Annotated in this window: 26 protein-coding genes; 18 read left to right on the top strand and 8 right to left on the bottom strand. The window is 71.1% G+C overall.

The window, feature by feature from the left end; genetic code table 11:
• Positions 1-470 precede the first annotated feature (470 nt).
• Positions 471-1,148: a peptide-methionine (S)-S-oxide reductase MsrA gene (msrA, locus tag ACLL9L_RS08430; RefSeq protein WP_411284201.1), complete on the top strand. Its 678-nt coding sequence runs from the start codon at positions 471-473 to the stop codon at positions 1,146-1,148.
• A gap of 78 nt (positions 1,149-1,226) precedes the next feature.
• Positions 1,227-2,468, top strand: a complete 1,242-nt coding sequence (locus ACLL9L_RS08425; protein WP_411284198.1) for a citrate/2-methylcitrate synthase — start codon at positions 1,227-1,229, stop codon at positions 2,466-2,468.
• Here the strand turns inward: ACLL9L_RS08425 and ACLL9L_RS08420 are convergent.
• Positions 2,441-3,667, bottom strand: coding sequence for a citrate/2-methylcitrate synthase (locus tag ACLL9L_RS08420; RefSeq protein ID WP_411284197.1), 1,227 nt, complete (start codon positions 3,665-3,667; stop codon positions 2,441-2,443). The two genes, ACLL9L_RS08425 and ACLL9L_RS08420, sit on opposite strands and share 28 nt — an antisense overlap.
• Positions 3,668-3,780: 113 nt before the next feature.
• Here ACLL9L_RS08420 and pucL point away from each other — a divergent pair, with 113 nt between their 5' ends.
• The 10 genes from pucL (at position 3,781) to ACLL9L_RS08370 (ending at position 12,974) form a co-directional block, all read left to right on the top strand.
• A complete protein-coding gene (gene pucL, locus ACLL9L_RS08415) occupies positions 3,781-4,656 on the top strand; it encodes a factor-independent urate hydroxylase (protein WP_411284196.1) in 876 nt (291 codons plus the stop codon).
• A gap of 16 nt (positions 4,657-4,672) precedes the next feature.
• Positions 4,673-5,182 carry a 2-oxo-4-hydroxy-4-carboxy-5-ureidoimidazoline decarboxylase gene (gene uraD, locus ACLL9L_RS08410; RefSeq protein WP_411284200.1) on the top strand — a complete coding sequence of 170 codons (510 nt, stop codon included), beginning with the start codon at positions 4,673-4,675 and terminating at the stop codon, positions 5,180-5,182.
• Between the two features lie 4 nt (positions 5,183-5,186).
• Positions 5,187-5,537, top strand: coding sequence for a hydroxyisourate hydrolase (gene uraH, locus ACLL9L_RS08405; RefSeq protein WP_411284195.1), 351 nt, complete (start codon positions 5,187-5,189; stop codon positions 5,535-5,537).
• A 41-nt stretch (positions 5,538-5,578) separates the two neighbouring features.
• Positions 5,579-5,956, top strand: a complete 378-nt coding sequence (locus ACLL9L_RS08400) for a hypothetical protein (protein ID WP_411284194.1) — start codon at positions 5,579-5,581, stop codon at positions 5,954-5,956.
• A 9-nt stretch (positions 5,957-5,965) separates the two neighbouring features.
• The gene (locus ACLL9L_RS08395; RefSeq protein ID WP_411284193.1) at positions 5,966-6,172 is read left to right on the top strand and encodes a hypothetical protein; all 207 of its coding nucleotides are present in this window, start codon (positions 5,966-5,968) and stop codon (positions 6,170-6,172) included.
• A gap of 114 nt (positions 6,173-6,286) precedes the next feature.
• Positions 6,287-6,469 (top strand): hypothetical protein, encoded by a 183-nt coding sequence (locus tag ACLL9L_RS08390; RefSeq protein WP_411284192.1) that lies wholly within the window; start codon positions 6,287-6,289, stop codon positions 6,467-6,469.
• Positions 6,470-6,998: 529 nt separating this feature from the next.
• The gene (locus ACLL9L_RS08385; RefSeq protein WP_411284191.1) at positions 6,999-8,456 is read left to right on the top strand and encodes a xanthine dehydrogenase small subunit; all 1,458 of its coding nucleotides are present in this window, start codon (positions 6,999-7,001) and stop codon (positions 8,454-8,456) included.
• Positions 8,453-10,870 (top strand): xanthine dehydrogenase molybdopterin binding subunit, encoded by a 2,418-nt coding sequence (gene xdhB, locus ACLL9L_RS08380; RefSeq protein ID WP_411284190.1) that lies wholly within the window; start codon positions 8,453-8,455, stop codon positions 10,868-10,870. The genes ACLL9L_RS08385 and xdhB overlap by 4 nt, the downstream gene beginning before the upstream one ends.
• Positions 10,867-11,688 carry a xanthine dehydrogenase accessory protein XdhC gene (xdhC, locus tag ACLL9L_RS08375; protein WP_411284189.1) on the top strand — a complete coding sequence of 274 codons (822 nt, stop codon included), beginning with the start codon at positions 10,867-10,869 and terminating at the stop codon, positions 11,686-11,688. Before xdhB ends, xdhC begins: the two co-directional genes overlap by 4 nt.
• Entirely contained in the window at positions 11,685-12,974 is a 1,290-nt protein-coding gene (locus tag ACLL9L_RS08370; protein WP_411284188.1) for a guanine deaminase, read from the top strand. Before xdhC ends, ACLL9L_RS08370 begins: the two co-directional genes overlap by 4 nt.
• Positions 12,975-13,613: 639 nt before the next feature.
• On the opposite strand, the gene ACLL9L_RS08365 is transcribed toward ACLL9L_RS08370, so the two are convergent.
• Complete coding sequence (locus tag ACLL9L_RS08365; protein ID WP_411284187.1) at positions 13,614-13,772, bottom strand: DUF6131 family protein; 159 nt, start codon at positions 13,770-13,772, stop codon at positions 13,614-13,616.
• Positions 13,773-13,889: 117 nt separating this feature from the next.
• Here ACLL9L_RS08365 and ACLL9L_RS08360 point away from each other — a divergent pair, with 117 nt between their 5' ends.
• Complete coding sequence (locus ACLL9L_RS08360) at positions 13,890-14,546, top strand: N-acetyltransferase (protein ID WP_411284186.1); 657 nt, start codon at positions 13,890-13,892, stop codon at positions 14,544-14,546.
• A 235-nt stretch (positions 14,547-14,781) separates the two neighbouring features.
• Positions 14,782-15,987 carry a pyrophosphate--fructose-6-phosphate 1-phosphotransferase gene (locus tag ACLL9L_RS08355; RefSeq protein WP_411284185.1) on the top strand — a complete coding sequence of 402 codons (1,206 nt, stop codon included), beginning with the start codon at positions 14,782-14,784 and terminating at the stop codon, positions 15,985-15,987.
• Between the two features lie 25 nt (positions 15,988-16,012).
• Here the strand turns inward: ACLL9L_RS08355 and ACLL9L_RS08350 are convergent, their stop codons facing one another.
• Positions 16,013-16,516, bottom strand: a complete 504-nt coding sequence (locus tag ACLL9L_RS08350; protein WP_411284184.1) for a hypothetical protein — start codon at positions 16,514-16,516, stop codon at positions 16,013-16,015.
• Between the two features lie 179 nt (positions 16,517-16,695).
• Here ACLL9L_RS08350 and ACLL9L_RS08345 point away from each other — a divergent pair, with 179 nt between their 5' ends.
• The 4 genes from ACLL9L_RS08345 to ACLL9L_RS08330 all read left to right on the top strand — a co-directional run bounded on the left by ACLL9L_RS08345 (position 16,696) and on the right by ACLL9L_RS08330 (position 19,135).
• The gene (locus ACLL9L_RS08345) at positions 16,696-17,217 is read left to right on the top strand and encodes a sigma-70 family RNA polymerase sigma factor (protein ID WP_411284183.1); all 522 of its coding nucleotides are present in this window, start codon (positions 16,696-16,698) and stop codon (positions 17,215-17,217) included.
• Positions 17,214-17,906 carry an anti-sigma factor family protein gene (locus ACLL9L_RS08340; protein ID WP_411284182.1) on the top strand — a complete coding sequence of 231 codons (693 nt, stop codon included), beginning with the start codon at positions 17,214-17,216 and terminating at the stop codon, positions 17,904-17,906. Before ACLL9L_RS08345 ends, ACLL9L_RS08340 begins: the two co-directional genes overlap by 4 nt.
• A gap of 48 nt (positions 17,907-17,954) precedes the next feature.
• Complete coding sequence (locus ACLL9L_RS08335) at positions 17,955-18,845, top strand: cobalamin-binding protein (protein ID WP_411284181.1); 891 nt, start codon at positions 17,955-17,957, stop codon at positions 18,843-18,845.
• Between the two features lie 89 nt (positions 18,846-18,934).
• Positions 18,935-19,135, top strand: coding sequence for a DUF1918 domain-containing protein (locus ACLL9L_RS08330; RefSeq protein ID WP_411284180.1), 201 nt, complete (start codon positions 18,935-18,937; stop codon positions 19,133-19,135).
• A gap of 42 nt (positions 19,136-19,177) precedes the next feature.
• Here the strand turns inward: ACLL9L_RS08330 and ACLL9L_RS08325 are convergent, their stop codons facing one another.
• The 5 genes from ACLL9L_RS08325 to ACLL9L_RS08305 form a co-directional block, all read right to left on the bottom strand.
• On the bottom strand, positions 19,178-20,659 hold the full coding sequence (locus ACLL9L_RS08325; RefSeq protein ID WP_411284179.1) for a mannitol dehydrogenase family protein: 1,482 nt from the start codon (positions 20,657-20,659) through the stop codon (positions 19,178-19,180).
• Positions 20,656-21,561 carry a carbohydrate ABC transporter permease gene (locus ACLL9L_RS08320; RefSeq protein WP_411284178.1) on the bottom strand — a complete coding sequence of 302 codons (906 nt, stop codon included), beginning with the start codon at positions 21,559-21,561 and terminating at the stop codon, positions 20,656-20,658. The genes ACLL9L_RS08325 and ACLL9L_RS08320 overlap by 4 nt, the downstream gene beginning before the upstream one ends.
• Positions 21,558-22,541 (bottom strand): carbohydrate ABC transporter permease, encoded by a 984-nt coding sequence (locus tag ACLL9L_RS08315; protein ID WP_411284177.1) that lies wholly within the window; start codon positions 22,539-22,541, stop codon positions 21,558-21,560. Before ACLL9L_RS08315 ends, ACLL9L_RS08320 begins: the two co-directional genes overlap by 4 nt.
• Positions 22,542-22,631: 90 nt before the next feature.
• The gene (locus tag ACLL9L_RS08310; RefSeq protein ID WP_411284176.1) at positions 22,632-24,110 is read right to left on the bottom strand and encodes an ABC transporter substrate-binding protein; all 1,479 of its coding nucleotides are present in this window, start codon (positions 24,108-24,110) and stop codon (positions 22,632-22,634) included.
• 79 nt (positions 24,111-24,189) lie between these two features.
• Positions 24,190-24,318 (bottom strand): aldehyde dehydrogenase family protein (locus tag ACLL9L_RS08305; protein WP_411284199.1); only part of this gene is annotated, 129 nt, incomplete at its 5' end.

Here is a 24,318-nt window from a genome sequence, read left to right as displayed (position 1 = left end):
GGATGGCGCGGGTGGCGAAACCGTGATCGGCGGGCGGGGAGGTCATGGGGGCAGGCTATCGCCGCTCACTACGAGCCCGACCCGCTACCTCCTGCGCGGCAACTGCCTCCGCCCGGCCTTCGCCACCGCCTCCTCGCGGTGTCATGTTGAGGCCCTGCCCAGCGTGCGAATCGAGGACGTCCTGGAGGTCGGGTCCCGAGCGCGTGGGCGACCGAGATCGTCCAGGAGGATCGTGACCGTCGTTGATGCGAGTTGCGTGAAGCGTGGCAACGGGCCATGCCGACACCCCGGCGGCACGGGCGGTAAACGGGTGCAGATCAGCGACCCACCCCGCAGCGCTTCAACCGGGTTTGCTGTTCGAGCCCGCGGCCGGTCCCGCGCAAGGCAACCGTAAGGTGCCGGCGCGCAGGGCCCCCGGACGCCCGTGTGACACTGGAGGGGTGATTTTCGGACTGGGCAAGAAGACGACCATGGCCACCGCTGACGACGCGCTCCCGGGACGCACCACCCGGCCGTATGCCGTGGCTCCCACGCACGTCGTCCTCGGCACGCCGCTGGAGGGTCCGTGGCCTGAGGGCTCCGAGGAGCTCTATCTCGCGATGGGCTGCTTCTGGGGCGTCGAGCGGATCTTCTGGAAGCAGCCGGGCGTGATCGTCACGGCCGCCGGCTACATGGGTGGCCTGACCCCGCACCCGACCTACGAGGAGACGTGCACCGGTCGCACCGGGCACGCCGAGGCCGTCCGGGTTGTCTACGACCCGACCAAGACCTCCCCCGAGCTGCTCCTCAAGGAGTTCTGGGAGAACCACGACCCGACGCAGGGCATGCGGCAGGGCAACGACGTCGGCACCGCCTACCGGTCGGCGATCTACTGGAGCACCCCCGAGCAGGAGCGGGCGGCCGTCGCCACCCGTGACGCGTTCCAGAAAGTGTTGACCGACAACGGTTTCGGCGAGATCACGACCGAGATGCGGTCGGCCGCGGACGCCGGTCCCTTCTACCTCGCTGAGGACTACCACCAGGGTTACCTGCACAAGAACCCCGGCGGCTATTGCAACCACGGCCCCAACGGCATGACCTGCCCGGTGGGCCTGCTGCGCCAGGACCAGGTCCCCTCCCAGCAGGGGATCCTGCCACCCCGGGGCTGAGCGCCCGCGACCTGGGGGGCGCCCAACGTTGACGCGGTCAACGTTGCCCCCCGACCGTCCCCCGGTGGACCGTGAGGCATGAGCACCGCCACCCACGGGACGCCGAGCGCCACGTCCCCTTCCTCGTCCCGTACGACGTCCGCCCCCGGGCCGGAGGTCCCGGTCCCGGCAGGCCTGGCCGGCGTCGTCGTCGCCACGACCGGACTCAGCGACGTGCGCGGCGACGAGGGGTTCTACCACTACCGTCAGTACGACGCGATCGACCTGGCCCGCAGCTGCTCGATCGAGGAGGTCTGGCACCTCCTCCTGCGTGGTCACCTGCCGACGACCTCCGAGCTCGAGGCGTTCCGGGCGACGATCAGCACCGCACAGCGCCTGCCCGACGACGTGCGCGGCGAGCTCGACGCCGTCGCCGTCGCGACCCGGGGCACGACCTCCCCCATGACCGGCCTCCGGACGAGCCTCTCGGCGCTCGGCGGCGCGCTCGGACTCGCGCCGATCTGGGACCTCACCGACGCCGAGCGTGAGGCCGACCTGATCCGGATCGCCGCCCAGGTGCCCGTCCTGACATCGGCGGCGTGGCGCCGCAGCCAGGGCGAGGAGCCCCTCACCCCGCGCGCCGACCTCGGCTACGCCGCGAACCACCTCTGGATGCTCACGGGCGGCGAGCCGGACGAGCGGGCGGTCCGCGCCGTCGAGCGCTATCTCTGCCTGACCGTCGACCACGGGTTCAACGCGTCGACCTTCACCGCCCGCGTCATCGCCTCGACCGGCGCCGACGTCGCTGCCTGCGTCGTGGGCGCGCTCGGGTCGCTCTCCGGTCCGCTCCACGGCGGCGCCCCCAGCCGGGCCCTGGACGCCCTCGACGAGATCGGCTCCCCCGAACGCGCCCGGCCGTGGGCCGACACCCAGCTTGCCGGCGGCCACCGAATCATGGGCTTCGGGCACCCGATCTACCGCGGCCCCGACCCGCGGTCAGAGCTGCTCAAGGAGACCGCCCAGGATCTGGGCGGCCCGCTGGTGGCCCTGGCCGTCCACGCCGAGTCGGCCGTCAACGCGGCCCTGGACGAGGCTCGCGAGGGTCGGCTGCTGAGGGCCAACGTCGAGTTCTATGCCGGCGTCGTCATGCACGAGTGCGGCATCCCCCGCGAGATGTTCACCCCGACCTTCGCCGTGAGCCGGGTCATGGGGTGGACCGCCCACATCCTCGAGCAGGCCCGCGACCGCAAGATCATCAGGCCCAGCGCCCGGTATGCCGGGCCGCCGCCTCCGCAGCCCGTCCCACCGATCGCTCAGCGCACCGCGTCGTCGCCGGTGTAGACGGCTCGGGGGCGGAAGCGCAGCCCTCGGGGATATTCCTCGAGGCCGTGGGCGACCCAGCCGACCATCCGGCTCAGCGCAAAGATCGTCTCGCCGGCCCCCGGCGTGAGGTCGCACGCGACGACCAGCGCGGCGAGCGCCAGGTCGACGTTCGGACTCTGGCGGTGGCTGCGACTGACCGCGAGCAGGAGGTCCTCGACGAGCGGCCACCCCTGGGGGTCGAGGGCGGCCACCAGGTCGAGCAGCGCCTCGGCCCGCGGGTCGGACTCCACATAGACCTGGTGCCCGAACCCCGGCACCGATGGCTGCACGGCATACTGCTCAAGGGTTTTCGTGCCGTCGCGCCGCAGCACGCGCAGGAGGTCCTCGGCGAGCAGGCTGCTGCGGCCGTGCTTGGTCCCACCGATCGCGGCGAGCCCGGTGAGCAGGACGAGCCACGGGTCCGCGCTGGTGCCGGCGGCGATCCGGGCGGCCATCGTGGAGGCCGCAAGCTCGTGGTCGACGAGGAGGATCAGTGCGGTGCGCAACGCCCCCAGCTCCCCCGGGTGGGGTCGCCGCGCGGACAGCCGGGCCCAGAGTCGCGCTTCCACCGTCTCGTCGGGCGTGTCGTCGATTGAGGCGTCGATCTGCTTGCCGCGCAACGGGATCGACGCGATGCCGCCGAGGATGGCGCGCCGGCCCACGGCGAGGACGTGGTCGGGGCCGAGATCGTCGCGGTCGGGGTCGGCTGCGCCCAGGGCGATGACGGCCGAGCGGATCCGGTCGACGTCCGAGGCCGCGGCGGGCAGGGCTCTGGCGACGGTCCTGGCCACCTCGGCGTCGGGCTCCTCGAGGACCCAGCACGGGGACCTGCCGGGGCCGGGTTCGACGCCGGTCCAGAGCAGCTCGGCGACGTCCTCGAAGCGCCAGCCCACGAGGGCACCCACCGGGTGCCCCCGGAAGGAGAGCGCGCCCTTGGGGTCGAGCATCGTCAGGTCGGTCTCGACGAGGACCTCGAGCGACCCGGACCGGACCCGGGTGCGTTCGGCCGCGAGACGGAGGACCTCGTCACGCCCGAAGCCCGACACCCGATGTCCCGCGTCGTTGGTCAGGTGGGTGCGGGTGAGCAGGCCGCGGCTGACGTAGGCATATATCGTCTGCAGGCGGACGCCGAGCAGGGCCGCCGCCTGGTCGGCACCGACCTGCCCACGGGACTCCACGCACGTCATCGTGCCATCCCCTCTTCGCCACTCCGATGCCCGTCCTCCAGACGCAGTCGGGCGATCCGGTCTACGGTGGCGCCATGCGCGAGGGAGAGGCCTGAGACCAGAGCATGAGCATCGTCTTGGGACCCAACCAGTACGGCAAGGCCGAGAACCGCGTCGTCCGGATCTGTCGCGACACGGCCCGCCACGAGATCCGCGACCTCAACGTCTCGACCTCCTTGCGGGGTGACTTCGCCGCGGCCCACACCGATGGCGACCAGTCGCACATCCTCCCGACCGACACCCAGAGGAACACCGCGTTCGCCTTCGCCAAGGAGCGTGGGGTCAGCTCCCCCGAGGACTACGCCCTCACGCTGGGCAGGCACTTCCTCGACGCGGCCTCCGCCGCGACCGGAGCCCGGATCGAGGTCGACGAATACGCCTGGGACCGCATCGTCGTCGACGGCGCCGGGCACGACCACGCCTTCGTCCGTCGCGGCGGCGACACCCGCACCAGCGTCGTCACCGTCGAGGAGGTCGGCGACGGACACCGCGCCCGGGTCGTCTCCGGAATCAAGGACCTCGTCGTCCTCAAGTCGACGGGCGCCGAGTTCAAGGGCTTCCTGCGCGACGGATACACGACGCTCCCCGATGCCGATGACCGGATCCTCGCGACGTCCCTGACGACCCGCTGGTGCTACGCCGAGGCGGAGCCGCCAGATGGCGGCTGGAACGCGACCTTCGACGCCGTTCGGTCGATCCTGCTCGAGACGTTCGCGACGACGTACAGCCGAGCCCTCCAGGAATCCCTTTACGCGATGGGGTCCGCCGTCCTCGAAGCGCATCCGGAGATCGCCGAGATCACCTTCTCGGCCCCGAACAAGCACCACTTCCTGGTCGACCTCTCCCCCTTCGGGATCGAGAACGACGGCGAGGTCTTCATCGCGGCCGACCGCCCCTACGGCCTGATCGAGGCCACCGTGACCCGCGACGACGCCCGATAGACGAGCTGGAGTGACGATGCCCCGCGCCGATCCCGGCACCCGAGTTGACGCGTTCAACCTCCTGTCCTCCCCCGTGGCCCAGGACCGCCTCCTGCGGTGCCTCGCCGTGCCGCGGTGGGCCGCCGACGTCGCGGACGGTCGGCCGTATCCGACGTTCGAGGCGTTGCGGGAGCGCGCCAAGGACGCGGCGTCAGCGCTCACCGACGAGGAGCTCGCCTGCGCCCTGTCCGGCCATCCGCGCATCGGCGAGCGGCCCACGCGGGGGCACGACACGGCATACTCCCGGCGTGAGCAGGCGGGAGTCGACGCCTCGGACGCCGACGCCGCCGCGAGGCTGTCCGCCGGGAACCAGGCCTACGAGCAGCGTTTCGCCCGGGTCTTCATCATCCGCGCAGCGGGGCGCTCCGCCGCCGAGATCCTCACCGAGCTGACCCGCCGGCTCGCCAACGACGACCCGGCCGAGCGGGCCGAGACGACCAGCGCGCTGCGCGAGATCGCGGTGCTCCGACTCGAGAGCGTGGTCTGAGCAGATGGGCACGTTGAGCACCCACGTCCTGGACACGAGCCTGGGTATGCCGGCTCGCGGGGTCCGCGTCACCCTCGAGTCGGCGTTGTCCCCGTGCGCGGACCTCGTGGCCGGCGATCCGCTCGGGGCCGGGGTCACCGACGACGACGGCCGGGTGGCGGTGATCGGGCCGGACCGGCTCGAGGCCGGCGACTACCGGCTCCGGTTCGACACGAGGTCCTACTTCGCGGCGACCCACCGGACCGGCTTCTACCCCGAGGTCGTCATCACCTTCACCGTGGCCGATCCCGACGAGCACCATCACGTGCCGGTGCTGCTCGCCCCTTACGGCTACTCGACCTACCGCGGCAGCTGACGGTAGTGGAACGGTGGCGAGGCGGCGTGCCATCCTTGACCATGCAGACCCTGTACGAGGCTGCGGGTGGTGCCGACGGTTTGCTGCGCCTGGCCGGTGCATGGCAAGCCAGGGTGATGGCCGACGAGATGGAGGCACTCGGGGGTCCGACGACCTCTTCAGACTCCTACGGCGACGAGACCTCAGTGGTGCGGATGCACAGTGGCAACGGCCCGCACGAGGAGATGGACCGTCGAGCGATCGCCTGCTTCGATCAGGCACTGGCAGACGTCGGCCTCGCCAGCGACGGCCGGCTCCGGCAGGTGCTGTCCGACTGTTTCGCGTGGGCGACCACCACCACGATGTCCCGCTACCACCGGTCCCAGATCACGTCCCGGACGGACTGCGCATCCGGCAGTGGTCGTGGGACGGGGAGGTGAGTGGGACCGGTGGCCGGAGCGGCGTACGAGGCGGTCAAGCGCTATGCCGATGCCGACCATCAGTCGATGAACTCATGGATCGAGGGTCTCCTCGACGTCGAGGACATGCGGAGGCGCTGTGCGGCGCATGACCGATGGATGGTGGCCCATCTCGATGCCGGAGCGTTCACCGAGGCGTGGGCCGATCGCCATCTCGACGAGCTGGCAGGGCGTTGAGCGTCTCCCCACGCAGGGGCGACATCTGGAGGATCGACGCTGGCACCAGCGTGGTGGTGATCTCCTCCACGGTGTACAACGAGATTCCCAGCGGGCCGACCGTCTGTGGTGCCCGTGTTCGACACCGAGCCCGACACCGGATTCGGAGTCGAGCTGGGCGGTGGCTGGGCGGCCCCAGGTCTGGTCGCCAGCCTGCGTAAGGCCCGGTTGGACCAGCATCGCGGACGGATCGACGTCCAAGCCCTCACCGACGTCAACACCATGCTCTTCAAGATCCTCGCGACGCCGGATCGATAGCCCGGTCAGGGAGTCATGGCCGAGCCACGTCGCGGGCAGAACCGTTGGAGGAAGGACCTCGTAGGGCACGGAGTGGGGGCGCGCACCTGCTGACGTCCGGACCGAAGCGGGTATGCCGGCAGTGGGCCCAGGCGATCGACGAGCAGTGGCCGGACCCGGACGGCTTGTGGAGTGTCCCGATGATGACGGGCCACCCGATGCTGACCCTGGTACACCGCGGCCGCGGACGCGTTTCCTGAGCGCCCGTCGTTCTCCCGTCCGTTGACGACCCCAGTCCTGCGTGGCTCGTTGCGCGCCGCTGCGACAGGCATCGGCCACCGCCTCGTCTGAGGCTCACTGACGTGGTGCCGATCCGCTGTGTATCGTTCTCGACGTCATCGGGACACGTCGCTGCGTATGGCTGAGTTGAGCACGGCTGAGCTGAGCAAGGTTGACCTGCGGCCCGACGTCACTCACCAACCATGCCCCTCTGTCGTCACGCGCGGCTCGGGGCGGATGATGGACCATGGCGGCGTGGCGGGAGCAGGACATGAGGGCTTCGGACGGGCATCAGGTCATGGTCAACGGCCGACCGCTCAGCCTGCGCGGTATCAGGGCCCACACCACGGCGCTGGACTGGTTGCGAGACCAGGGGCTGACCGGGACCAAGGAGGGCTGCGCCGAGGGCGAGTGCGGTGCCTGCTCGGTCCTCGTCGCCCGCCCCGACGGCGAGGGCAGCCAGTGGACCGCCCTCAACGCCTGCCTCATCCCCGCGGCCTCCCTCGACGGCCAGGAGGTCGTCACCGCCGAGGGGCTGGGGACGCCAGCGGACCTGCACCCGGTCCAACGTGAGATGGCGGTGCGCGGCGGGTCGCAGTGCGGCTACTGCACCCCGGGCTTCGTCTGCAGCATGGCCGCCGAGTTCTACCGCACCGGCCGGACCAACGGGAGCGGCCAGGAGCACGAGCGCGACCCCGAGCGCGGACCGAACGGCTTCGACCTGCACGCCCTGAGCGGCAACCTGTGCCGGTGCACCGGCTACCGCCCGATCCGCGACGCCGCCTACGCCCTCGGCCACCCGTCACCGGGCGACGCCCTCGCGGCGCGGCTGACCGCTGCCGCACCGGAGCCGGTCGCCACCCGGCTGCTCGCCGCAGACGGCGAGTTCGTCCGCCCTACCGATCTGGGCGAGGCCCTCACGCTCCTCGCCTCCCACCCAGATGCCGTGCTCGTCGCGGGCTCGACCGACTGGGGGGTGGAGGTCAACCTGCACGGCCGCCGGGCCGCCCTCACCGTCGCCGTCGACCGGCTCCCCGAGCTGCGCACCCTCGACGCCGGGCCCGACCGGATCGAGCTCGGCGCCGCCCTCACCCTGTCCGAGATCGAGCAGGGCCTGGGCGGGCGCGTCCCCCTCATCGACGACCTCCTCCCGCAGTTCGCGTCGCGCCTCATCCGCAACGGGGCCACGATCGGCGGCAACCTCGGGACGGGGTCCCCCATCGGCGACACCCTCCCCGTCCTGCTCGCGCTGGAGGCGACCGTCGTCCTCACCTGCGTCGGCGGCGAGCGCGAGGTGCCGGTGGATGGCTACTTCACCGGCTACCGCGAGACGCTCCGGCGCCCGGACGAGCTGATCCGGGCGGTCCGGATCCCACTGCCCCTGGCCGAGATCACCGCCTTCCACAAGATCAGCAAGCGGCGCTTCGACGACATCTCCAGCGTCGCCGTGGCCTTCGCCCTCGTCGTCGAGGAGGGCGAAGTCATCCGGGCCCGGATCGGCCTCGGCGGGGTCGCGGCCACGCCGATCCGGGCACACGCCACCGAGGCGGCTCTCACCGGCCGGCCCTGGACACCCGAGACGGTCCGGGAGGCCGCGGCCGTGCTGCGCAGCGAGGGCACACCGCTGGACGACCACCGGGCCAGCGCGGCATACCGCTCGGCCATGCTCGGCCAGGCGCTGCTCCGGCTCCACGCCGAGGACCTCCGACACCAGGGGGCGAAGGCATGACCGCCCTGTCCCAACGACCCGTGGATCCCGTTGTCGGCAGGGCGATCCCGCACGAGAGCGCGGCGCTGCACGTGAGCGGCAAGGCCCTCTACACGGATGACCTCGCCGCCAGGACCCACGGCGTCCTGCACGCCTGGCCGGTCCAGGCACCGCACGCCCACGCGCTCGTGACGGGCCTGCGGACGACACCGGCGATGGACGTCCCGGGGGTCGTCCGCGTCCTCACGGCCGACGACGTCCCCGGCACCAACGACTCCGGCACCAAGCACGACGAGCCGCTCTTCCCCACCGAGGTGATGTTCCACGGGCACGCCGTCGCCTGGGTGCTCGCCGAGACGCAGGAGGCGGCGCGCCTCGGGGCAGCCCGCGTCGAGGTCGACTACGAGCCACTGCCCTCGATCATCACCCTCGCGGAGGCGATCGCCGCCGAGAGCTTCCAGGGCGCCCGGCCGACGATCCGGCGCGGCGACGTGGGAACCGGCTTCGCGGCATCGGCGCATGTCTTCTCCGGCGAGATCCAGATGGGCGGGCAGGAGCACTTCTACCTCGAGACGCAGGCCTGCTTGGCGCACGTCGACGAGGCCGGCCAGGTGTTCGTCGAGAGCAGCACCCAGCACCCGACCGAGACGCAGGAGGTCGTCGCGCACGTCCTCGGCCTCAGCAGCCACTCGGTGACGGTTCAGTGCCTGCGGATGGGCGGCGCCTTCGGGGGCAAGGAGATGCAACCGCACGGGTATGCCGCGGTCGCCGCGCTGGGCAGCGTCCTCACCGGGCGTCCGGTCCGGGTGCGGCTGAACCGGACCCAGGACCTGACGATGACCGGCAAGCGCCACCCCTTCCACGCCACGTGGCGGGCCGGGTTCGACGCCGAGGGGCGGTTCCAGGCCCTCGAGGCGACGCTGACCTCTGACGGCGGCTGGAGCCTCGACCTGTCCGAGCCGGTGCTGGCCCGGGCGCTCTGCCACGTCGACAACGCCTACTGGCTGCCCCACGTCGAGGTCCACGGCCGGGTGGCGAGGACGCACAAGACCTCGCAGACGGCGTTCCGGGGCTTCGGCGGTCCGCAGGGGATGCTCGTCGTCGAGGACATCCTCGGCCGGTGCGCTCCCCTGCTGGGGATCGCCGCGGGCGAGCTGCGCCGACGCAACTTCTACACGCCCGGTCAGGCCACCCCCTACGGCCAGCGGGTGCGCCACGCCGAGCGCATCCACGCCATCTGGTCCCAGTTGGAGGCATCAGGCGACGTCTTGGCCCGGCAACGCGAGATCGCCGCGTTCAACGCCGCCCAGCCGCACCGGCGGCGGGCGCTGGCGATGACCCCGGTGAAGTTCGGGATCGCCTTCAACTTCACCGCCTTCAACCAGGCGGGCGCTCTCGTCCACGTCTACAAGGACGGCTCCGTCCTGATCAACCACGGCGGCACCGAGATGGGCCAGGGCCTGCACACGAAGATGCTCCAGGTCGCGGCCACCTCGCTCGGGGTGCCGCTCGCCCGGGTGCGGCTCGCGCCGACCCGGACAGACAAGGTGCCCAACACGTCCGCCACGGCGGCCAGCTCGAGTGCGGACCTCAACGGGGGCGCGGTGAAGCACGCCTGCGAGCAGATCCGCTGGCGGCTGGCGGAGGTTGCCGCTCGCACGCTCGGGGTCGGCGCGCAGGACGTCCTTTTCGCCGACGGCAGGGTGACGTCGGACCGCGGTGACCAGGTGCTGGCGTTCGACGACGTCGTCAACTTGGCCTACCACCAACGGATCTCGCTGTGGGCCGCAGGGTTCTACCGCACCGAGGGCCTGCATTGGGACATGTCCCGGATGCAGGGCGAGCCGTTCAAGTACTTCGCCTTCGGGGCCGCGGCCACCGAGGTCGAGGTCGATGGCTTCACCGGCAGCTACCGGTTGCGGCGGGTCGACATCGTCCAGGACGTCGGGGACAGCCTCTCCCCGCTCATCGACCTCGGCCAGATCGAGGGCGGGTTCGTCCAGGGCGCCGGCTGGCTCACCCTGGAGGACCTGCGGTGGGACACCGGCGACGGGCCCGGCCGTGGCCGGCTCACGACCCCGTCCGCGAGCACCTACAAGCTCCCGAGCTTTTCCGAGATGCCGCAGGTCTTCAACGTCTCGTTCTTCGAGGACGCCCACGACGACGGTGTCGTCTACGGCTCCAAGGCAGTCGGCGAGCCGCCGCTCATGCTCGCGCTCAGCGTCCGGGAGGCCCTGCGCCAGGCCGCCGCCGCCTTCGGCCCACCGGGGCATGGCGTCGACCTCGCCTCGCCCGCAACGCCAGAGGCCGTCTACTGGGCCGTGGAGGCCGCCCAGGCCTCTACGAAGACCGCGGGGACGTCCGCTGAGGCCGTGGCGACGTCCGCTGCGACGACAGCAGTCCACGCCGCCTCGCCCGGCGAGGTGGGTCGATGAGCTGGGTCACCGCCGTCGAGCAGCTGCGCCGCGATCGTCGCCCCGGTGTCGTCGTGACCGTCGCCGCCGTGCGTGGGCACGCCCCGCGCGAGGCGGGGGCCAAGATGGTCGTCGCGCAGGACGCCACGTGGGAGAGCATCGGCGGGGGCAACCTCGAGGCGACGGCCCTTGCCCGGGCCCGCGAGATGCTCGCCCAACAGCGCGGCATACCTGAGCTGTTCACGCTCTCCCTCACCGACCGGGCACCCGCCGAGCACGGCGTCCAGTGCTGCGGCGGCGAGGTCACCCTCCTGCTTGAACCGCTCGCCGTCGTCGCGTCGGTGGCCATCTTCGGGATCGGCCACGTCGGGCTGGAGCTCGCGCGGATCCTCTCGCGCCACGACCTCGAGCTGCACCTCGTCGACTCCCGTGCCGAGCACCTCTCCCCGCACCGCCTGGCCGACGTCCTCACGGGCAGCGCCTCGGTGCACCCGCACCACGCGCCGGTGCCGGAGGTCGTCCTCGGCCAGGTCCCGACCGGGACGCACGTGCTCGTCCTGACCCACGACCACGCCGAGGACGTCGCGCTGTGCGACGCCGCCCTGCGGTGCACCCACCTCGGGTCGATCGGCCTGATCGGCTCCGCCGCGAAGTGGAGCCGCTTCACGCGACGTCTCGCCGAGGAGGGTCACACCCCCGCCGACCTGGCCCGGATCACGACGCCGATCGGGCTGCCGGACCTCAGCGGGAAGGACCCCGCGACGATCGCCCTGAGCATCGCCGCCGACCTCGTCCGGACCCTCGAGCGCGAACGCGCCGCTGGACGACCCCGTCGATGACCCTCTACCGCGCGACGGTCCTCGACACCCCCGAGAACCCCTTCACCGGAGGCCTGCTGCGCTCGCAGGAGGATGCCGGCCTGCTCGTCGAGGACGGGGTCATCCGGGCGCGGGGCCCCTACGCCGAGGTGCGCAGCCACCACCCCCACGAGGAGGTCGTCCACCTGCCCGGCGGAATGCTGCTGCCCGGGTTCGTCGACACCCACGTGCACTATCCGCAGGTCCGCGCGATCGGTGGTCTCGGCCTCCCCCTGCTCGACTGGCTGCACCGCTACGCCCTGCCCGAGGAGACCCGGCTCGCGGTCCCGGCCTACGCCGAGGAGGTTGCCGCGGAGTTCGTCAGCGGGCTCGTCGCGGCCGGCACGACCACCGCCCTCGTCTTCGGTGCCCACTTCGCCGCGGCGGTCGACGCCCTCTTCAGCGAGGTCACCCGGGTGGGCCTGCGGGTCACGTCGGGCCTCGTGGTCAGCGACCGGGCGCTACGCACCGAGCTGCTCACCACGCCCGAGCGCGCCTACGAGGAGGGTCTGGCCCTCGCCACGCGGTGGCACCGGGTCGGTCGGACGAGGTATGCCGTGACGCCCCGCTTCTCGCTCTCGTCGAGCGAGGCGCTGCTGGACTCCTGTGCGGCCCTGCTCACCCACGTCGAGGGCGCGTGGTTCACCTCCCACCTCAACGAGAACCTCGCCGAGATCGCCCAGGTCGCGGCACAGTTCCCTGCCCGCCTCGACTACCTCGACACCTACGACCACCACGGGCTCGTGGGTGGCCGGAGCATCTTCGCCCATGACGTCCACGTCACCGAGCGGGAGCTGGCCCTGCTCGGCGCGCGGGGGTCGGTCGTGGCGCACTGCCCGAGCAGCAACTGCGCCCTGGGCAGCGGGCTCTTCGGGCTGCGCCGCCACGTCGATCACGGCGTGTCGGTGGCCCTGGGGTCGGACGTCGGCGCAGGCACGGGATTCTCGCTGCTCAAGGAGGGGCTGCAGGCCTCCTTCGTGCAGCAGCTGCTCGGGACAGACGGGTTGCCCCTGACCTCCGCGCACCTGCTCCACCTCGCGACCCGCTCGGGCGCCCTGGCCCTCGGATTGGGCGACGAGGTGGGTGAGCTGTCAGTGGGCCGCGCGTTCGACGCGGTCTGGATCCGGCCCGCCCCCGGGAGCACGCTCGACACGGTCCTGCGCCACGCGCAGGGTCCGGACGAGGCCCTGGCCGCCGTCTTCGCCCTCGGTGGCGTCGCTGACACGGCCGGCGTGTGGGTCGGCGGCGACCGCCTCCTCGGCGGCTGACGGGCCAGGCAGGACGAGCGTCGCGGCCGCTGGCAGGTCGCCCGGGGCGGGTCGGGACGTGCTGCGCTGGCGCAGCTCCTCGATGATGGCCCTGCCGCGCTCGTGCAGAGCCTCGTCCCGGCGATCGGCGACCGGGCTTCCCGGGCGGAGGTCCCGACGCAGGGCCTCCTCAACCAGCGCGAGCTCGACGATCAGCTCGCGGACCGACAGCGTTCCGACCGGTATCATCGCAGCCTCCAGCACACGTGCCACACGTGTCCCGTCTGCTCGAGACCCTGTGGACCTACCCACCGCGGCCCCGTCGCAAACCCGGGCCTCCGACATGAGGGTGGGTCGTCAGGGGCCGCGGGTTCGGTGCGCTCGTGCGAGGGTGCTCGATGGGCCGGGCGTCAGCATGAGCAGCACGAGCGCGGGACGAACGACCGGATGCTGGCTGCGCGGCACGCTCAGGACGTCACCGATCCACGTCCGCGTCCCGTCATTCGTCCGGTCACGTCGGCGCCATCACCGACATTCAGGCGGACGACCTCGCATCTGTCCGAGGCTGCCGCCATGCAGAGCGCCCCGTCCGGCAACGGCCGGACGGGGCGCTGTGGCGACGCCGCGCCGGACCCCTCCGCCGACACGCCACCGGGTCGATCAGAACCAGTGCTTGCGTCCGCCCACCGCCCTCCCGGTGGCGCCGAGGATGAACAGCACCGCGCCGACGATCAGCAGGATGACGCCGATGGTCACGAGGATGCTGAGGGACTTCACCACAAGGCCAATGATGACGAGGATGATGCCAAGGACGATCATCTGCACTCCATTTCAGCCGGGCGAACGGCCCGGCATCAGTGACGGGGTCGGTCCCCATTCGCCGCGACCCTACCCGCTCGACCACACCGGAAACCAGACATCTGGTTCAGCGGGACCGTGTCGACGCGAAGCGCGATGTCCCAGGGGCGGACCCTGCGTGCCCTCATCGTCGACGCCCACGAGGGGGTGTTCCCGGTCGTCGACGGCGGGTGGGAGCGGATCGCTCCGTGGCGCAAGGGGCTCGGTGCCGTCATCGCCTTCACCGGCCACGCCTTCCTGGCCGTCGACGAGGACGTCTCGGACGAGGGGCTCCGCCGCCTCGCGCCGGGGGGCTATGGCGGTGCGCACGCCCCCCACGTGGTTCAGAGCCTGGCCGGTGCCGATGGCTGGATCGACTCCCTCGACGCGGTCCTGGTCGCCAGCCCACCGACCGTCCTTCCCCGTGCCCTCGTGGAGCGTCTGGATCTCGAGAGCCACCCCCGGGTGCAGCTCGCGAGGCGGCTGCGGGACGACGTGCGGGTCCTCGGGTTCGCCGACCCCGGGATCGCCGCGCTCGTCACGGTCGGGCGAGGGCTGGGCGGCCTGCTGGAGCTCGGCATCGAGACGGATGGCCGGGTGGACGCCGTGGCGATGATCCGCGAGGCCTCGATGGCGGGTCCAGAGGGCGAGCCGATGGTGGCAGCCGTCGCGCCCGGCAATGCCCGGGCCCTGCGCACCGTCCTCGCGGCGGGCTTCCGACCCATCGCCAGCGTCCAGCTCTCCCAACGTTCCTGACGCGATCGGCGGGCGACAGAAGTTCTCCGGCGCAGGCCGACGCCGTCGTGGTCACACGGACGCGACTCCGCGGGACGTTCGGCACGCCGCTCAGGACGAGTGTCAGTCGCATCAGACGTTGGTCCTGGCACGTCCCGGGTCTCAACAGGTCCTGGTGGCCGGGTTCTGAGCGGCCGCCGCCCAGGTGGTGGGGACGGGACCTCGCATCCCGGCATACGGCCCTAGGCTCAGGAGCATGGCTCGAACCCTTCGCCGCGTGGCCCTGCTCACCGCGGGCGGCTACGCCCCGTGTCTCTCCTCGGCCGTGGGTGGTCTCATCGAGCGCTACACCGCGCTCGTGCCCGACGTGGAGCTCATGGCCTACCAGCACGGCTACCACGGGGTGCTGGCCGGCAACAGCATCGTCATCGACGACGCGGCCCGATCGCGGGCGCACCTGCTGCACGGTTTTGGCGGTAGTCCCATCGGCAACAGCCGGGTCAAGCTGACCAACGCCGCCGACCTCGTGGGCAGGGGTCTCATCGAGGAGGGTCAGGACCCGCTCGAGGTCGCCGCCGAGCAGCTGCGCGCCGACGGGGTCGACGTCCTGCACACCATCGGTGGCGACGACACCAACACGACGGCGGCCGACCTCGCGGCGTTCCTCCACGAGCGCGGCTATGACCTCACCGTCGTCGGGCTGCCCAAGACGATCGACAACGACATCATCCCGATCCGCCAGTCCCTGGGAGCCTCCACGGCCGCCGAGGAGTCCTCCCGGTTTGCCCAGCACGTCCTCGCCGAGCACGGCGCGAACCCCCGGATGCTCATCATCCACGAGGTCATGGGTCGCGGCTGCGGCTGGCTGACCGGCGCCGCGGCGCGGGCCTACCAGGCGTGGCACGCAGCGCAGGAGTGGGTGCCGTCGATCGGCCTCACCCCCGAGCGGTGGGACATCCACGCGGTCTACGTCCCTGAGGCCGGCATCGACATGGCTGGGGAGGCGGCCCGGTTGCGCACGGTCATGGACGAGAGCGGCTGCGTCAACATCTTCCTGTCCGAGGGGGCCGGGGTGACGGAGATCGTCGAGCAGCTCGAGGCGGCCGGCGACGAGGTGCCCCGCGACCCGTTCGGCCACGTCAGGCTCGACGCGGTCAACCCCGGCCGGTGGTTCGCCGAGCAGTTCGCCGGACTGCTCGGGGCCGAGAAGACACTCGTCCAGAAGAGCGGGTACTTCTCCCGGTCGGCCCCGGCCAACGCCGCCGACCTCGACCTCATCCGGCAGATGGTCGAGGTCGCCGTGGACGCGGCGCGGGCCGGGATCCCCGGCGTCGTCGGTCACGACGAGGAGCGGGGGGACCAGCTGCGGGCGATCGAGTTCGACCGGATCGCGGGCGGCAAGACCTTCGACACCGGCGTCGAGTGGTTTCAGGAGGTCCTGCGCCGGACGGGGCAGGCCTGAGCGCCGCGGACCCTCGTCAGCGGGATCAGTAGCCGGAGTTGCCGCCCTCAGCCGCCGCCTGGATCGGGGTGCCGCTCGCGGCGAGGACCCACCACACCGTCCCGACGCCCTGCCCCGTCACGTCACCGGGAGACGTGTCCTTGGCGAAGTAGTAGAGCGGCCAGCCGTCGAGGGTGACCTGCTTCTTGCCGTCAGGAGTGGTGATCGTCGCCAGCTTCCCCGTGATGCCCGGGACGCTGGGGGTGGCGTCCACGAGGAGTGGGGGCCACGCCGCCAGGCACTGTCCCGTGCAGGTGCTCCTGCCCGAGCCCTGGGTGTCCTTGGTGTACATGTAGAGCGTCATGCCCTTGGCGTCGACGACCACCTCACCGAGGGTGGTCTTTGCCAGCGCCAGCGCAGCTCCCGGGGCGTTCGCGGCGGAGACGCCGGCGCTCGGGGCGCTCGGGGTGGTCGTGCTCGACCCGCACGCGGCGAGCGAGGTCGCCGCAAGGACTGCCCCGACCAGGCTGATGACTCGGCGGCTGTCCATGTCTGCTCCTCGGGATCTGGGTGTGGCCCTGCCCCCTTGGGCGCCACAGGCGCCACCCGGGTAGACGCCAGGAGCCCGGTCTCGGTTCACCTGAACCGGCGAGGCTCTTTGGGCGTCTTCCCCCCCGGGTCCCCTGCCGTCGGGGAGCATGGGGAGGAGCCGGGAAGGGAGGTCTGGGCATGCCCCTGGACGAGGACGTCGTCGCCGACATCTACCGTGAGCACGCGCCCGCACTCCGCCGGTTCATCGGCCGGACCTCGGTCGACCGGGCCCGCACCGAGGACGTCGTCCAAGAGGCCATCCTACGGGTCTGGCGCCAGGCGCCCGAGGTGACGAGCATGCGGGCCTACCTCCTGCGCACGACCCGCAACATCCTCATCGACATGCACCGCGCGGCCGGCCGTCGGGTCATCGAGGTGGCCGAGGACCGTGACGACGACTCACGGGCCCGGATCGACCCCCGCGCCACCAATCCCGTGGTCGAGATCGACCGGGCCCTCGACCAGATCCTCATCGAGGACGCCCTGACCCGGCTGCAGCCGGACCACCGGGCCACCGTGGTCGCCCTCTACTACCAACGCCTCACCGTCGCGGAGGCGGCCGTCGCCCTCGGGATCCCGGCCGGCACGGTGAAGTCCCGCGCGTTCTACGCGGTCCGTTCCCTGCGGGCCATCCTCGACGAGATGGGAGTCACCCAGTGACCCACGACGACGCCACCCAGCGCGCCGCCGAGCTCCACCAGCTCCTCGGTGCGTTCATCCTCGGCGGCCTCGAGCCCGAGGAGCACCATGCCTTCACGCGGCACCTGCGCACCTGCCCGGCCTGCCAGCAGGAGGCAGCCCAGTTCTCCGGCCTGCCAGCACTGCTCGACCTCGCCGCGCCCCCCGTGTCCGACCTGGATCTCATCGCGACCGCCACCACCACCGACCCTGTCGCCTCCGTGCCCGTCCCGCACCTCCTCCTCGAGGCGGTCAGGGCCCGCCGCCGCGCCCAGCGGTGGCGCGTCGCCGTTGCCGCCGTCGTCCTCGCGCTCGCCGCCGGCGGCCTCGGCGCGAGCATCGGGCCGGTGCTGGCCCGCGTCCAGGCCGCCCCCACGTCGCGGGTCGTGGCAGCCCCCGCAGGAACCGGGTCCGCAAGCGTCCAGATCGACCTCGTCACCCGGGCCTGGGGCACGCAGCTCGACGTCGCGGGCTCCGGGCTGCCCACCAGCGGTGTCCTCTACCTCTGGGTCACGAACCGGGCCGGTTACAGCTACAGCGTCGCCAGCTGGCGCGGCATACCGTCCGGGCGCACGACCCTCTCCGCGGCGTGCTGGATGGCGGCCGCGGACATCCGGGCGGTCGACGTGCGCACCGCGGACGGGGCGACGCTCGCCGCTGCCGCGACCTGACCCGACCTGCGTGGGGGTGCTCCTCCTGCCGGCGCCTATCGTCGACCCATGCGCATCGTGTCCCTGCTGCCCTCGAGCACCGAGATCCTCTTCGCCGTCGGTGCGGGCGACGACGTCGTCGGCGTGACCTTCGAGTGCGACCACCCGCTGGAGGCGCGCACCCGCCGGATCGTCTCGACGTCCTCGCTGCCCGAGGGGCTCACCCCGGCGCAGATCGACGTCGCGGTCACCGAGCGGATGCACGCCGGTGAGGACCTCTACCACCTCGACGCGGGGGCACTGACCGACCTCGATGCCGACCTCGTGGTCACCCAGGACCTCTGTGCGGTCTGTGCGGTCGACGTCTCCGTCGTGGACGAGGCCCTGGCGCACCTCGGCTGCCGCGCCGAGGTCCTCACCATCGACCCCCACACGCTCGACGAGGTGCTCGCCTCGGTCGTCACGCTCGGCGACGCCAGTGGCTGCGGAGTGTCGGCACGCTCCCTCGTCGAGACGCTGCGCGAGCGCCTGTATGCCGTGGAGTCGGCTGTCGCCGGGCGCCCCCGACCGCGGGCCCTCGTCCTGGAGTGGACGGACCCGCCCTTCGCGCCCGGTCACTGGGTGCCGGAGATGGTCCTGCGGGCCGGCGGGAGCAACGTCGCGGGCAGCGCCGGCGAGAAGTCGGTGCGCATCACCTGGCCCGAGGCGCTCGCTGGTCGGCCCGAGGTGATCATCGCCGCGCCCTGCGGCTACCACCTCGAGGAGACGGCCGGTCTCGCCGCCGAGCTGGTCGCCCGGGGGACCCTGCCCGACGGGGTCCCGGTGTGGGCGGTGGACGCCAATGCCTCCTTCGCCCGGCCCGGGCCGCGCCTCGTCGACGGCGTCGAGGCCCTCGCCGCGATCTTCCACCCCGAGGCTGTCGGTGCTCCCGACCCGGCGATGGCGCGACGCATCTCCTGAGCCTGGGCAGGGGTGAGAGCTCGTCCCTCTTCCGCTGGCCCGCGGGAAGGTGCACGCTGTACTGGTGGGGCCCTTGGAGAGGAGTAGCCATGCGCGCGATCGTGGGTGACCGGCTGCACGTGCACGGCCGGGTCGTCGGAAGGCCCGACCAGACGTCCGAGATCATCGAGATCCGGGGACGGGACGGAGAGCCGCCCTACCTCGTCCGCCACGACGACGGGCAGGAGTCGCTGGTGTTTCCCGGGTCGGACGCGTCGGTGGAGCACCCGAAGGGCCCCGAGCGCACCTGACGTCGATGGGGCCCGGTCCGGTCGGGGCCACCACGCGTGCCGTCAGGCCTGACCCTGCGCTGCTGCCTCCAGCGTGGCGCGAGCACCGTGTGTGTGCAGCGAGTCGAGGGCCTCGCGATAGGCCAGGACGAATCGCTCGTCGTCGATGAGGTCGCCGAAGAGGTCACGGTTGGCGATGAAGATCAGGGGTTCCGCGTGCTGGCGGCCGGCTCGCTCGATCAGCTGCTCCCGCAGCCTGTCGACGACCTCGATGGGCTGGCCCTGCTCGTCGACGCCTTCGACATACCTGGCCCAGGAGGCGACGACCAGCGCCGAGCGCCGGATCTCCCCACCGCTGGCCAGCTGTTCCCGGACCACCGGGAGCAACCACTTGGGGATCCGGTCCGAGCTCTCGGCACACAGCCGGACCAAGGTGTCACGGATCTCGGGGTTGGCGAAGCGGTCGATCAGCTGATGCTTGTACTGCTCGAGGTCGACTCCGGGAACGGCGGCCAGGGTGGGGGTCGCCTCGCGGTCCATGTAGCCGAGCAGGAAGTGGGTGAAGAGCGGGTCCCGGCACACCTCGTGCACGTAGCGGTATCCCGCGAGGTAGCCCAGGTAGCAGAGTGCCTGATGGCTGGCGTTGAGCAGCCGCAGCTTCATCAGCTCGTAGGGCTCGACCTCGTCGACCATCTGGACGCCGACGTCCTCGAAGGGTGGGCGACCAGCACCGAAGTGGTCCTCCAACGCCCATTGGGTGAACGGCTCGCAGACGACCGGCCAGGCGTCCTCCACCCCGAACTGCTCGGCGAGCAAGGCCCGGTCCGCGTCGGTGGTGACTGGGGTGATGCGGTCGACCATCGAGTTGGGGAAGCTGACCTCCCTCTCGAGCCAGTCCGCGAGCTCGGGGTCCTTGAGTCGGGCGAACGCCCCGATCATCTTGTGTGCGACCTCACCGTTGCCGGGGATGTTGTCGCATGACATCACGGTGAACGGTGGCAGGCCGCGCTCGCGTCGGCGCGAGAGGGCCTCGGTGATGAACCCGAAGGCCGTGGTGGGCGTCGCGTCCGGGCGCAGGTCCTTCTGGGTGGCCGGGTCGTCCGAGTCGAACTCGCCGGTCACCGGGTGGACGAGGTAGCCCCCCTCGGTGATGGTGAGGGAGACGATCCTGGTCGCCGGGTCGGCCATCAGCTCGAGGACGGCCTCCGGGTCGTCGGGGGCGAAGAGATACTGCACGATCGAGCCGACGACCCGGGGGTGCAACGATCCGTCGGGATGCTTGACGACCATGGTGTAGAGGCAGTCCTGGGCGGTCATCACCTCGTGCATGTGCCGGTCGTGGGGCAGGAGCCCGATCCCGCTGATGCCCCAGTCGAGGGCCTTGCCGTCGTTCATCAGGTGGTCGAGATAGGCAGCCTCGTGGGCGCGGTGGAAGCCGCCGACCCCGATGTGGACGATCCCCGTCCGGACCTGCCTCCGGTCGTAGGTGGGCGTCGGCACGGTGTCCGCGACGGCGGACAGTGCCTCGGCGCTGAGGGACCTCACTTGACGGCGCCGAGGGAGAGGCCGCGGACGAGCTTGTCCTGGGCGGCGAAGCCGGCAATGAGCACCGGCAGCGACACCAGGGTGGCGGCTGCGCAGAGCTTGGCCAGGAACAGGCCCTGGCTGGAGATGAAGCCGACGAGGAAGATCGGCGCGGTCGAGGCCCGGACGGCAGTGAGGTTCACCGCGAACATGAACTCGTTCCAGCTGAAGATGAAGCAGATCAGGCTGGTCGCGGCCAGCCCCGGAGCGGCGACGGGGGCGACGACGTTCCACAGGGTGCGGAGCAGGCCCGCCCCGTCGACCTCGGCGGCCTCGAGGATCTCCTTGGGGACCTCGGCGAGGAAGGAGCGCATCATCCACACCGCGATGGGCAGGTTCATCGAGGTGTAGAGAATGATCAGGGTGAAGACGTTGTCGAGCATCCCTGCGTTCTTGACGATCAGGTAGATCGGCAGCAGCGCGGCGATCGGTGGCAGGAACTTGGTGGACAGGAAGAAGAACATCACATCGGTCCACTTGGTCACCGGCTTGATCGACAGTGCGTAGGCGGCGGGCACCGCGAGCAGGAGCACGAGCAGGGTCGAGACGATGCTCGCGGTGGCCGAGTTGATGAGGAACGGGGTCACGCCCCGGTCGAACAGCAACCCGTAGTTGGCGAACGTGATCCCGGCGAAGAGCGAGGGCGGGTTGGTTGCCGCGTCGGACTCCTGGTGCAGGGACGTCAGGACCATCCACGCCACCGGGGCGAAGAACAGGAGGGTCAGCACCCAGGTGCCGATGGCCCACCATGCGCCCGCTCGCGCGCTGGTGTCGTCGTTGACCTTGCGGAGACGCATCCGACGGCCGATCGCCGCTCGTGTGCCGGTGGCCGCGGGGGGGCGGTGGGGGGCCAGGGTGCTCATGTGGAGACCTCCTCGTTGAAGAGCGAGCTGATGGTGCGCAGGGCGAAGGTGGCCACGATGATCGTGCCGATCACCACCACGACTCCGGCCGCGGCGGCCTCGCCGTACTCGTACTTGCGGAACATGGTCAGGTAGATCTCATAGGGCAGGTTGGTGGTCGCCGTGCCGGGACCGCCCTGGGTGATGGTGAAGATGGCATCGAAGGTCTGGACCACGTAGATCGAGCCCAGCAACGTGCCCAGCTCGAGGTACTGGCGCAGGAACGGCAACGTGATGTGGCGGAACGTCTGCGCGCCGGTGGCGCCGTCGATCTTGGCCGCCTCGAGGACGTCGCCGGGTTGGGCCTGCAGGCCGGCCAGGAGGATCAGCATCATGAACGGGGTCCACTGCCACACCAGTGCGGCGACGACCGCTGGCATCGGGGTGGATGACACGTAGTCGATCACCGGTCCCTCGCTGGCGCCGAAGAGACGCCAGATCCAGTTGAGGGTGCCGTTGAACAGGCCGTAGTCGGGGTTGTAGAGGGCGTGCTTCCACAACAGCGCCGACGCGACGGGCATCACCAGGAACGGGGCGATGAGCAGGGTCCGGGCGAGACCGCGCCCGGGGAACTTCCGGTCGAGCAGGATCGCCAGCCCCAGCCCGATCAGCACACTCACGACGACGACCGACGCCGTCAGCACGACGGTGTTGACCACAGCGGTCCGCAGGCGGTCGTCGGTGAAGATCGTGGCGTAGTTCTTCAGGCCGGCGAAGCTGTCGTAGTTGCCGAGGCCGAGGAAGCTGCTCTGGCCGGGCTGGAGCACGTTCCAGTGCAGTGTGGAGATGGCGATCGTGATCAGGAACGGCAGCTGGGTCACGATGATGGTGAAGACCAGCGCCGGGAGCAACGGCCCGCGACGCTTCCAGCGATACCGCTGGGTCGTTTCACGCGACGGGTGTGATCCCGTTGGCGAGGTTCGTTCTGCGACAGCGGTCATCGTCACTCCTTGGTCGAGGCCGTCGGGTGGTGCGCTGACCGGCGGCCCGGGCCGGGCGGCACACCACCGCCGCGGCCCGGGACCGTCGGGCTACTTGCCTGCGTACTTGCTTGCCACCGTCTCGGCCAGTTTCTGGCCGTCGGCCAGGGCCTGGTCAACGGTGCCGTTGCCGGCCAGGACGGCGCTGATCTGCTGCGACACCTTCGTGCCGAGATCGGCGAACTCAGGGACGCCGACGAACTGGACGCCGACCGTCGGGCGGGGCTGGACGCCGGGGTCGGTGGGCTGGGCCCCCTGGATCGACTTCAGGGTGATGTCGCCGAAGGCCGCCGCGGCGGTCTTGTACTGCGGGATCTCGTAGGTGCTGGCGCGCTTGCCGGCCGGGACGCGGGACCAGCCGAGCTTCTCGCCGACCAGCTTCTCGTACTCCTTGCCGGACGCCCACAGCATGAACTTCGAGGCCGGGTCCGCCTTCTTGGTGGTCTTGGGCATGGCCCAGGCCCAGGTCCACAGCCAGCCCGAGGTCTTCGTCTTGACGACCGGCGCGTAGGCGTAGCCGATCTTGCCTGCGGCCTTGCTGATGCTGGGGTCCTCGAGCGAACCGGCAGCGGAGGTGGCGTCGTACCACATGGCGACCTTGCCCTGGCTGAGGGCGTTGAGGCACTCGCTGAACCCGGCCTGGGAGGCGCCGGCCTCACCGTGCGCCTTGATCAGGTCGGCGTAGAATTTCACCGCCTGCGTGAACTCGGGGGAGTTGACCTGCGCCTTCCAGTCCTTGGTGAACCAGGTGCCACCGAAGGTGTTGACGACGGTCGTCAGAGGGGCGAACATCTCGCCCCACCCCGGCAGTCCGCGAAGGCAGATGCCCTTCATGCCCGGCTCTGCCCCGTCGACCTTGGCAGCGATGTCGGCGACCTCCTGCCAGGTCGGCCGCTCGGGAACGGTGATCCCCTTTGCCGCCATCACGTCCTTGCGGTACATCAGCATCGAGGACTCGCCGTAGAAGGGGATGGCGTAGAGGTTGCCGTCCGGCCCCGACAGGGACTGCACCATCGGTTTGAGGATGTCGGCCATGTCGAAGGCCGGGTCCTTGCTCGCATACCCACCGACCTCGTGCAGCCACCCGTTCTTGGCCCAGATCGGCACCTCGTATGCCCCGACCGTCGCGACGTCGTACTGGCCTGCCTGGGTCGCGACGTCCTGCGTGACCTTGTCCCGCAGCTCGTTCTCCGGCAGCACGGTGTAGTTCACCGTGATGCCGGTGTCCTTGGTGAAGGCATCGAGCGTCGGGCGGGTCTTCTCGTCCTCGGAGACGTCGATGTACTGGGTCCAGTTGGACCAGTTGACGACCTTCTCGGTGTCGCTCATGTCCTGGGCCGCGGCAGCGGTCTTCGAGGCCGAGCCGCTGGCCGTGGAGGTGGCGGTGCCCTCACTGCCGCAGGCGGTGAGTGCGGCGGTGGCGCCCAGGCCGAGCGCGCCGGTGACCAGGGCTCGGCGGGACGTGAGTCCACGCATCAGGGCGGCGCGCAGCACGGGGGACATCTGCTCGGGGTTGAGGCGCTCGGTCATCGGGTTCTCCTCGCGGGTGGGGCGGACGGTGGTGGGGTCAGGCTGCCGAACTCGGTGTGTCGTACGTGTTTCGGGTCGCTCAGGACTCGATGTTGGCCATCACGTGCTTGATGCGGGTGTAGTCCTCGAAGCCGTACATCGACAGGTCCTTGCCGTAGCCGGACTTCTTGTAGCCGCCGTGCGGCATCTCCGCAACGAGCGGAATGTG

Origin of the sequence: Lapillicoccus sp., assembly GCF_046595215.1 — a bacterium.
Taxonomy (GTDB): Bacteria; Actinomycetota; Actinomycetes; order Actinomycetales; family Dermatophilaceae; genus Lapillicoccus.
This window is presented reverse-complemented; position numbering and strand designations above follow the sequence as displayed.

What these genes read in the sequence shown, in the direction of transcription:
- uraD (WP_411284200.1), top strand. Translation starts at nt 4,673, where the DNA reads ATGCCCCGCGCCGATCCCGGCACCCGAGTTGACGCGTTCAACCTCCTG.
- ACLL9L_RS08370 (WP_411284188.1), top strand. Translation starts at nt 11,685, where the DNA reads ATGACCCTCTACCGCGCGACGGTCCTCGACACCCCCGAGAACCCCTTC.
- ACLL9L_RS08335 (WP_411284181.1), top strand. Translation starts at nt 17,955, where the DNA reads ATGCGCATCGTGTCCCTGCTGCCCTCGAGCACCGAGATCCTCTTCGCC.
- ACLL9L_RS08365 (WP_411284187.1), bottom strand. Translation starts at nt 13,772, where the DNA reads ATGATCGTCCTTGGCATCATCCTCGTCATCATTGGCCTTGTGGTGAAG.
- ACLL9L_RS08310 (WP_411284176.1), bottom strand. Translation starts at nt 24,110, where the DNA reads ATGACCGAGCGCCTCAACCCCGAGCAGATGTCCCCCGTGCTGCGCGCC.
- ACLL9L_RS08355 (WP_411284185.1), top strand. Translation starts at nt 14,782, where the DNA reads ATGGCTCGAACCCTTCGCCGCGTGGCCCTGCTCACCGCGGGCGGCTAC.
- ACLL9L_RS08345 (WP_411284183.1), top strand. Translation starts at nt 16,696, where the DNA reads ATGCCCCTGGACGAGGACGTCGTCGCCGACATCTACCGTGAGCACGCG.
- ACLL9L_RS08385 (WP_411284191.1), top strand. Translation starts at nt 6,999, where the DNA reads ATGAGGGCTTCGGACGGGCATCAGGTCATGGTCAACGGCCGACCGCTC.
- ACLL9L_RS08315 (WP_411284177.1), bottom strand. Translation starts at nt 22,541, where the DNA reads ATGACCGCTGTCGCAGAACGAACCTCGCCAACGGGATCACACCCGTCG.
- xdhB (WP_411284190.1), top strand. Translation starts at nt 8,453, where the DNA reads ATGACCGCCCTGTCCCAACGACCCGTGGATCCCGTTGTCGGCAGGGCG.
- ACLL9L_RS08425 (WP_411284198.1), top strand. Translation starts at nt 1,227, where the DNA reads ATGAGCACCGCCACCCACGGGACGCCGAGCGCCACGTCCCCTTCCTCG.
- xdhC (WP_411284189.1), top strand. Translation starts at nt 10,867, where the DNA reads ATGAGCTGGGTCACCGCCGTCGAGCAGCTGCGCCGCGATCGTCGCCCC.
- ACLL9L_RS08320 (WP_411284178.1), bottom strand. Translation starts at nt 21,561, where the DNA reads ATGAGCACCCTGGCCCCCCACCGCCCCCCCGCGGCCACCGGCACACGA.
- msrA (WP_411284201.1), top strand. Translation starts at nt 471, where the DNA reads ATGGCCACCGCTGACGACGCGCTCCCGGGACGCACCACCCGGCCGTAT.
- ACLL9L_RS08350 (WP_411284184.1), bottom strand. Translation starts at nt 16,516, where the DNA reads ATGGACAGCCGCCGAGTCATCAGCCTGGTCGGGGCAGTCCTTGCGGCG.
- uraH (WP_411284195.1), top strand. Translation starts at nt 5,187, where the DNA reads ATGGGCACGTTGAGCACCCACGTCCTGGACACGAGCCTGGGTATGCCG.
- pucL (WP_411284196.1), top strand. Translation starts at nt 3,781, where the DNA reads ATGAGCATCGTCTTGGGACCCAACCAGTACGGCAAGGCCGAGAACCGC.
- ACLL9L_RS08330 (WP_411284180.1), top strand. Translation starts at nt 18,935, where the DNA reads ATGCGCGCGATCGTGGGTGACCGGCTGCACGTGCACGGCCGGGTCGTC.
- ACLL9L_RS08400 (WP_411284194.1), top strand. Translation starts at nt 5,579, where the DNA reads ATGCAGACCCTGTACGAGGCTGCGGGTGGTGCCGACGGTTTGCTGCGC.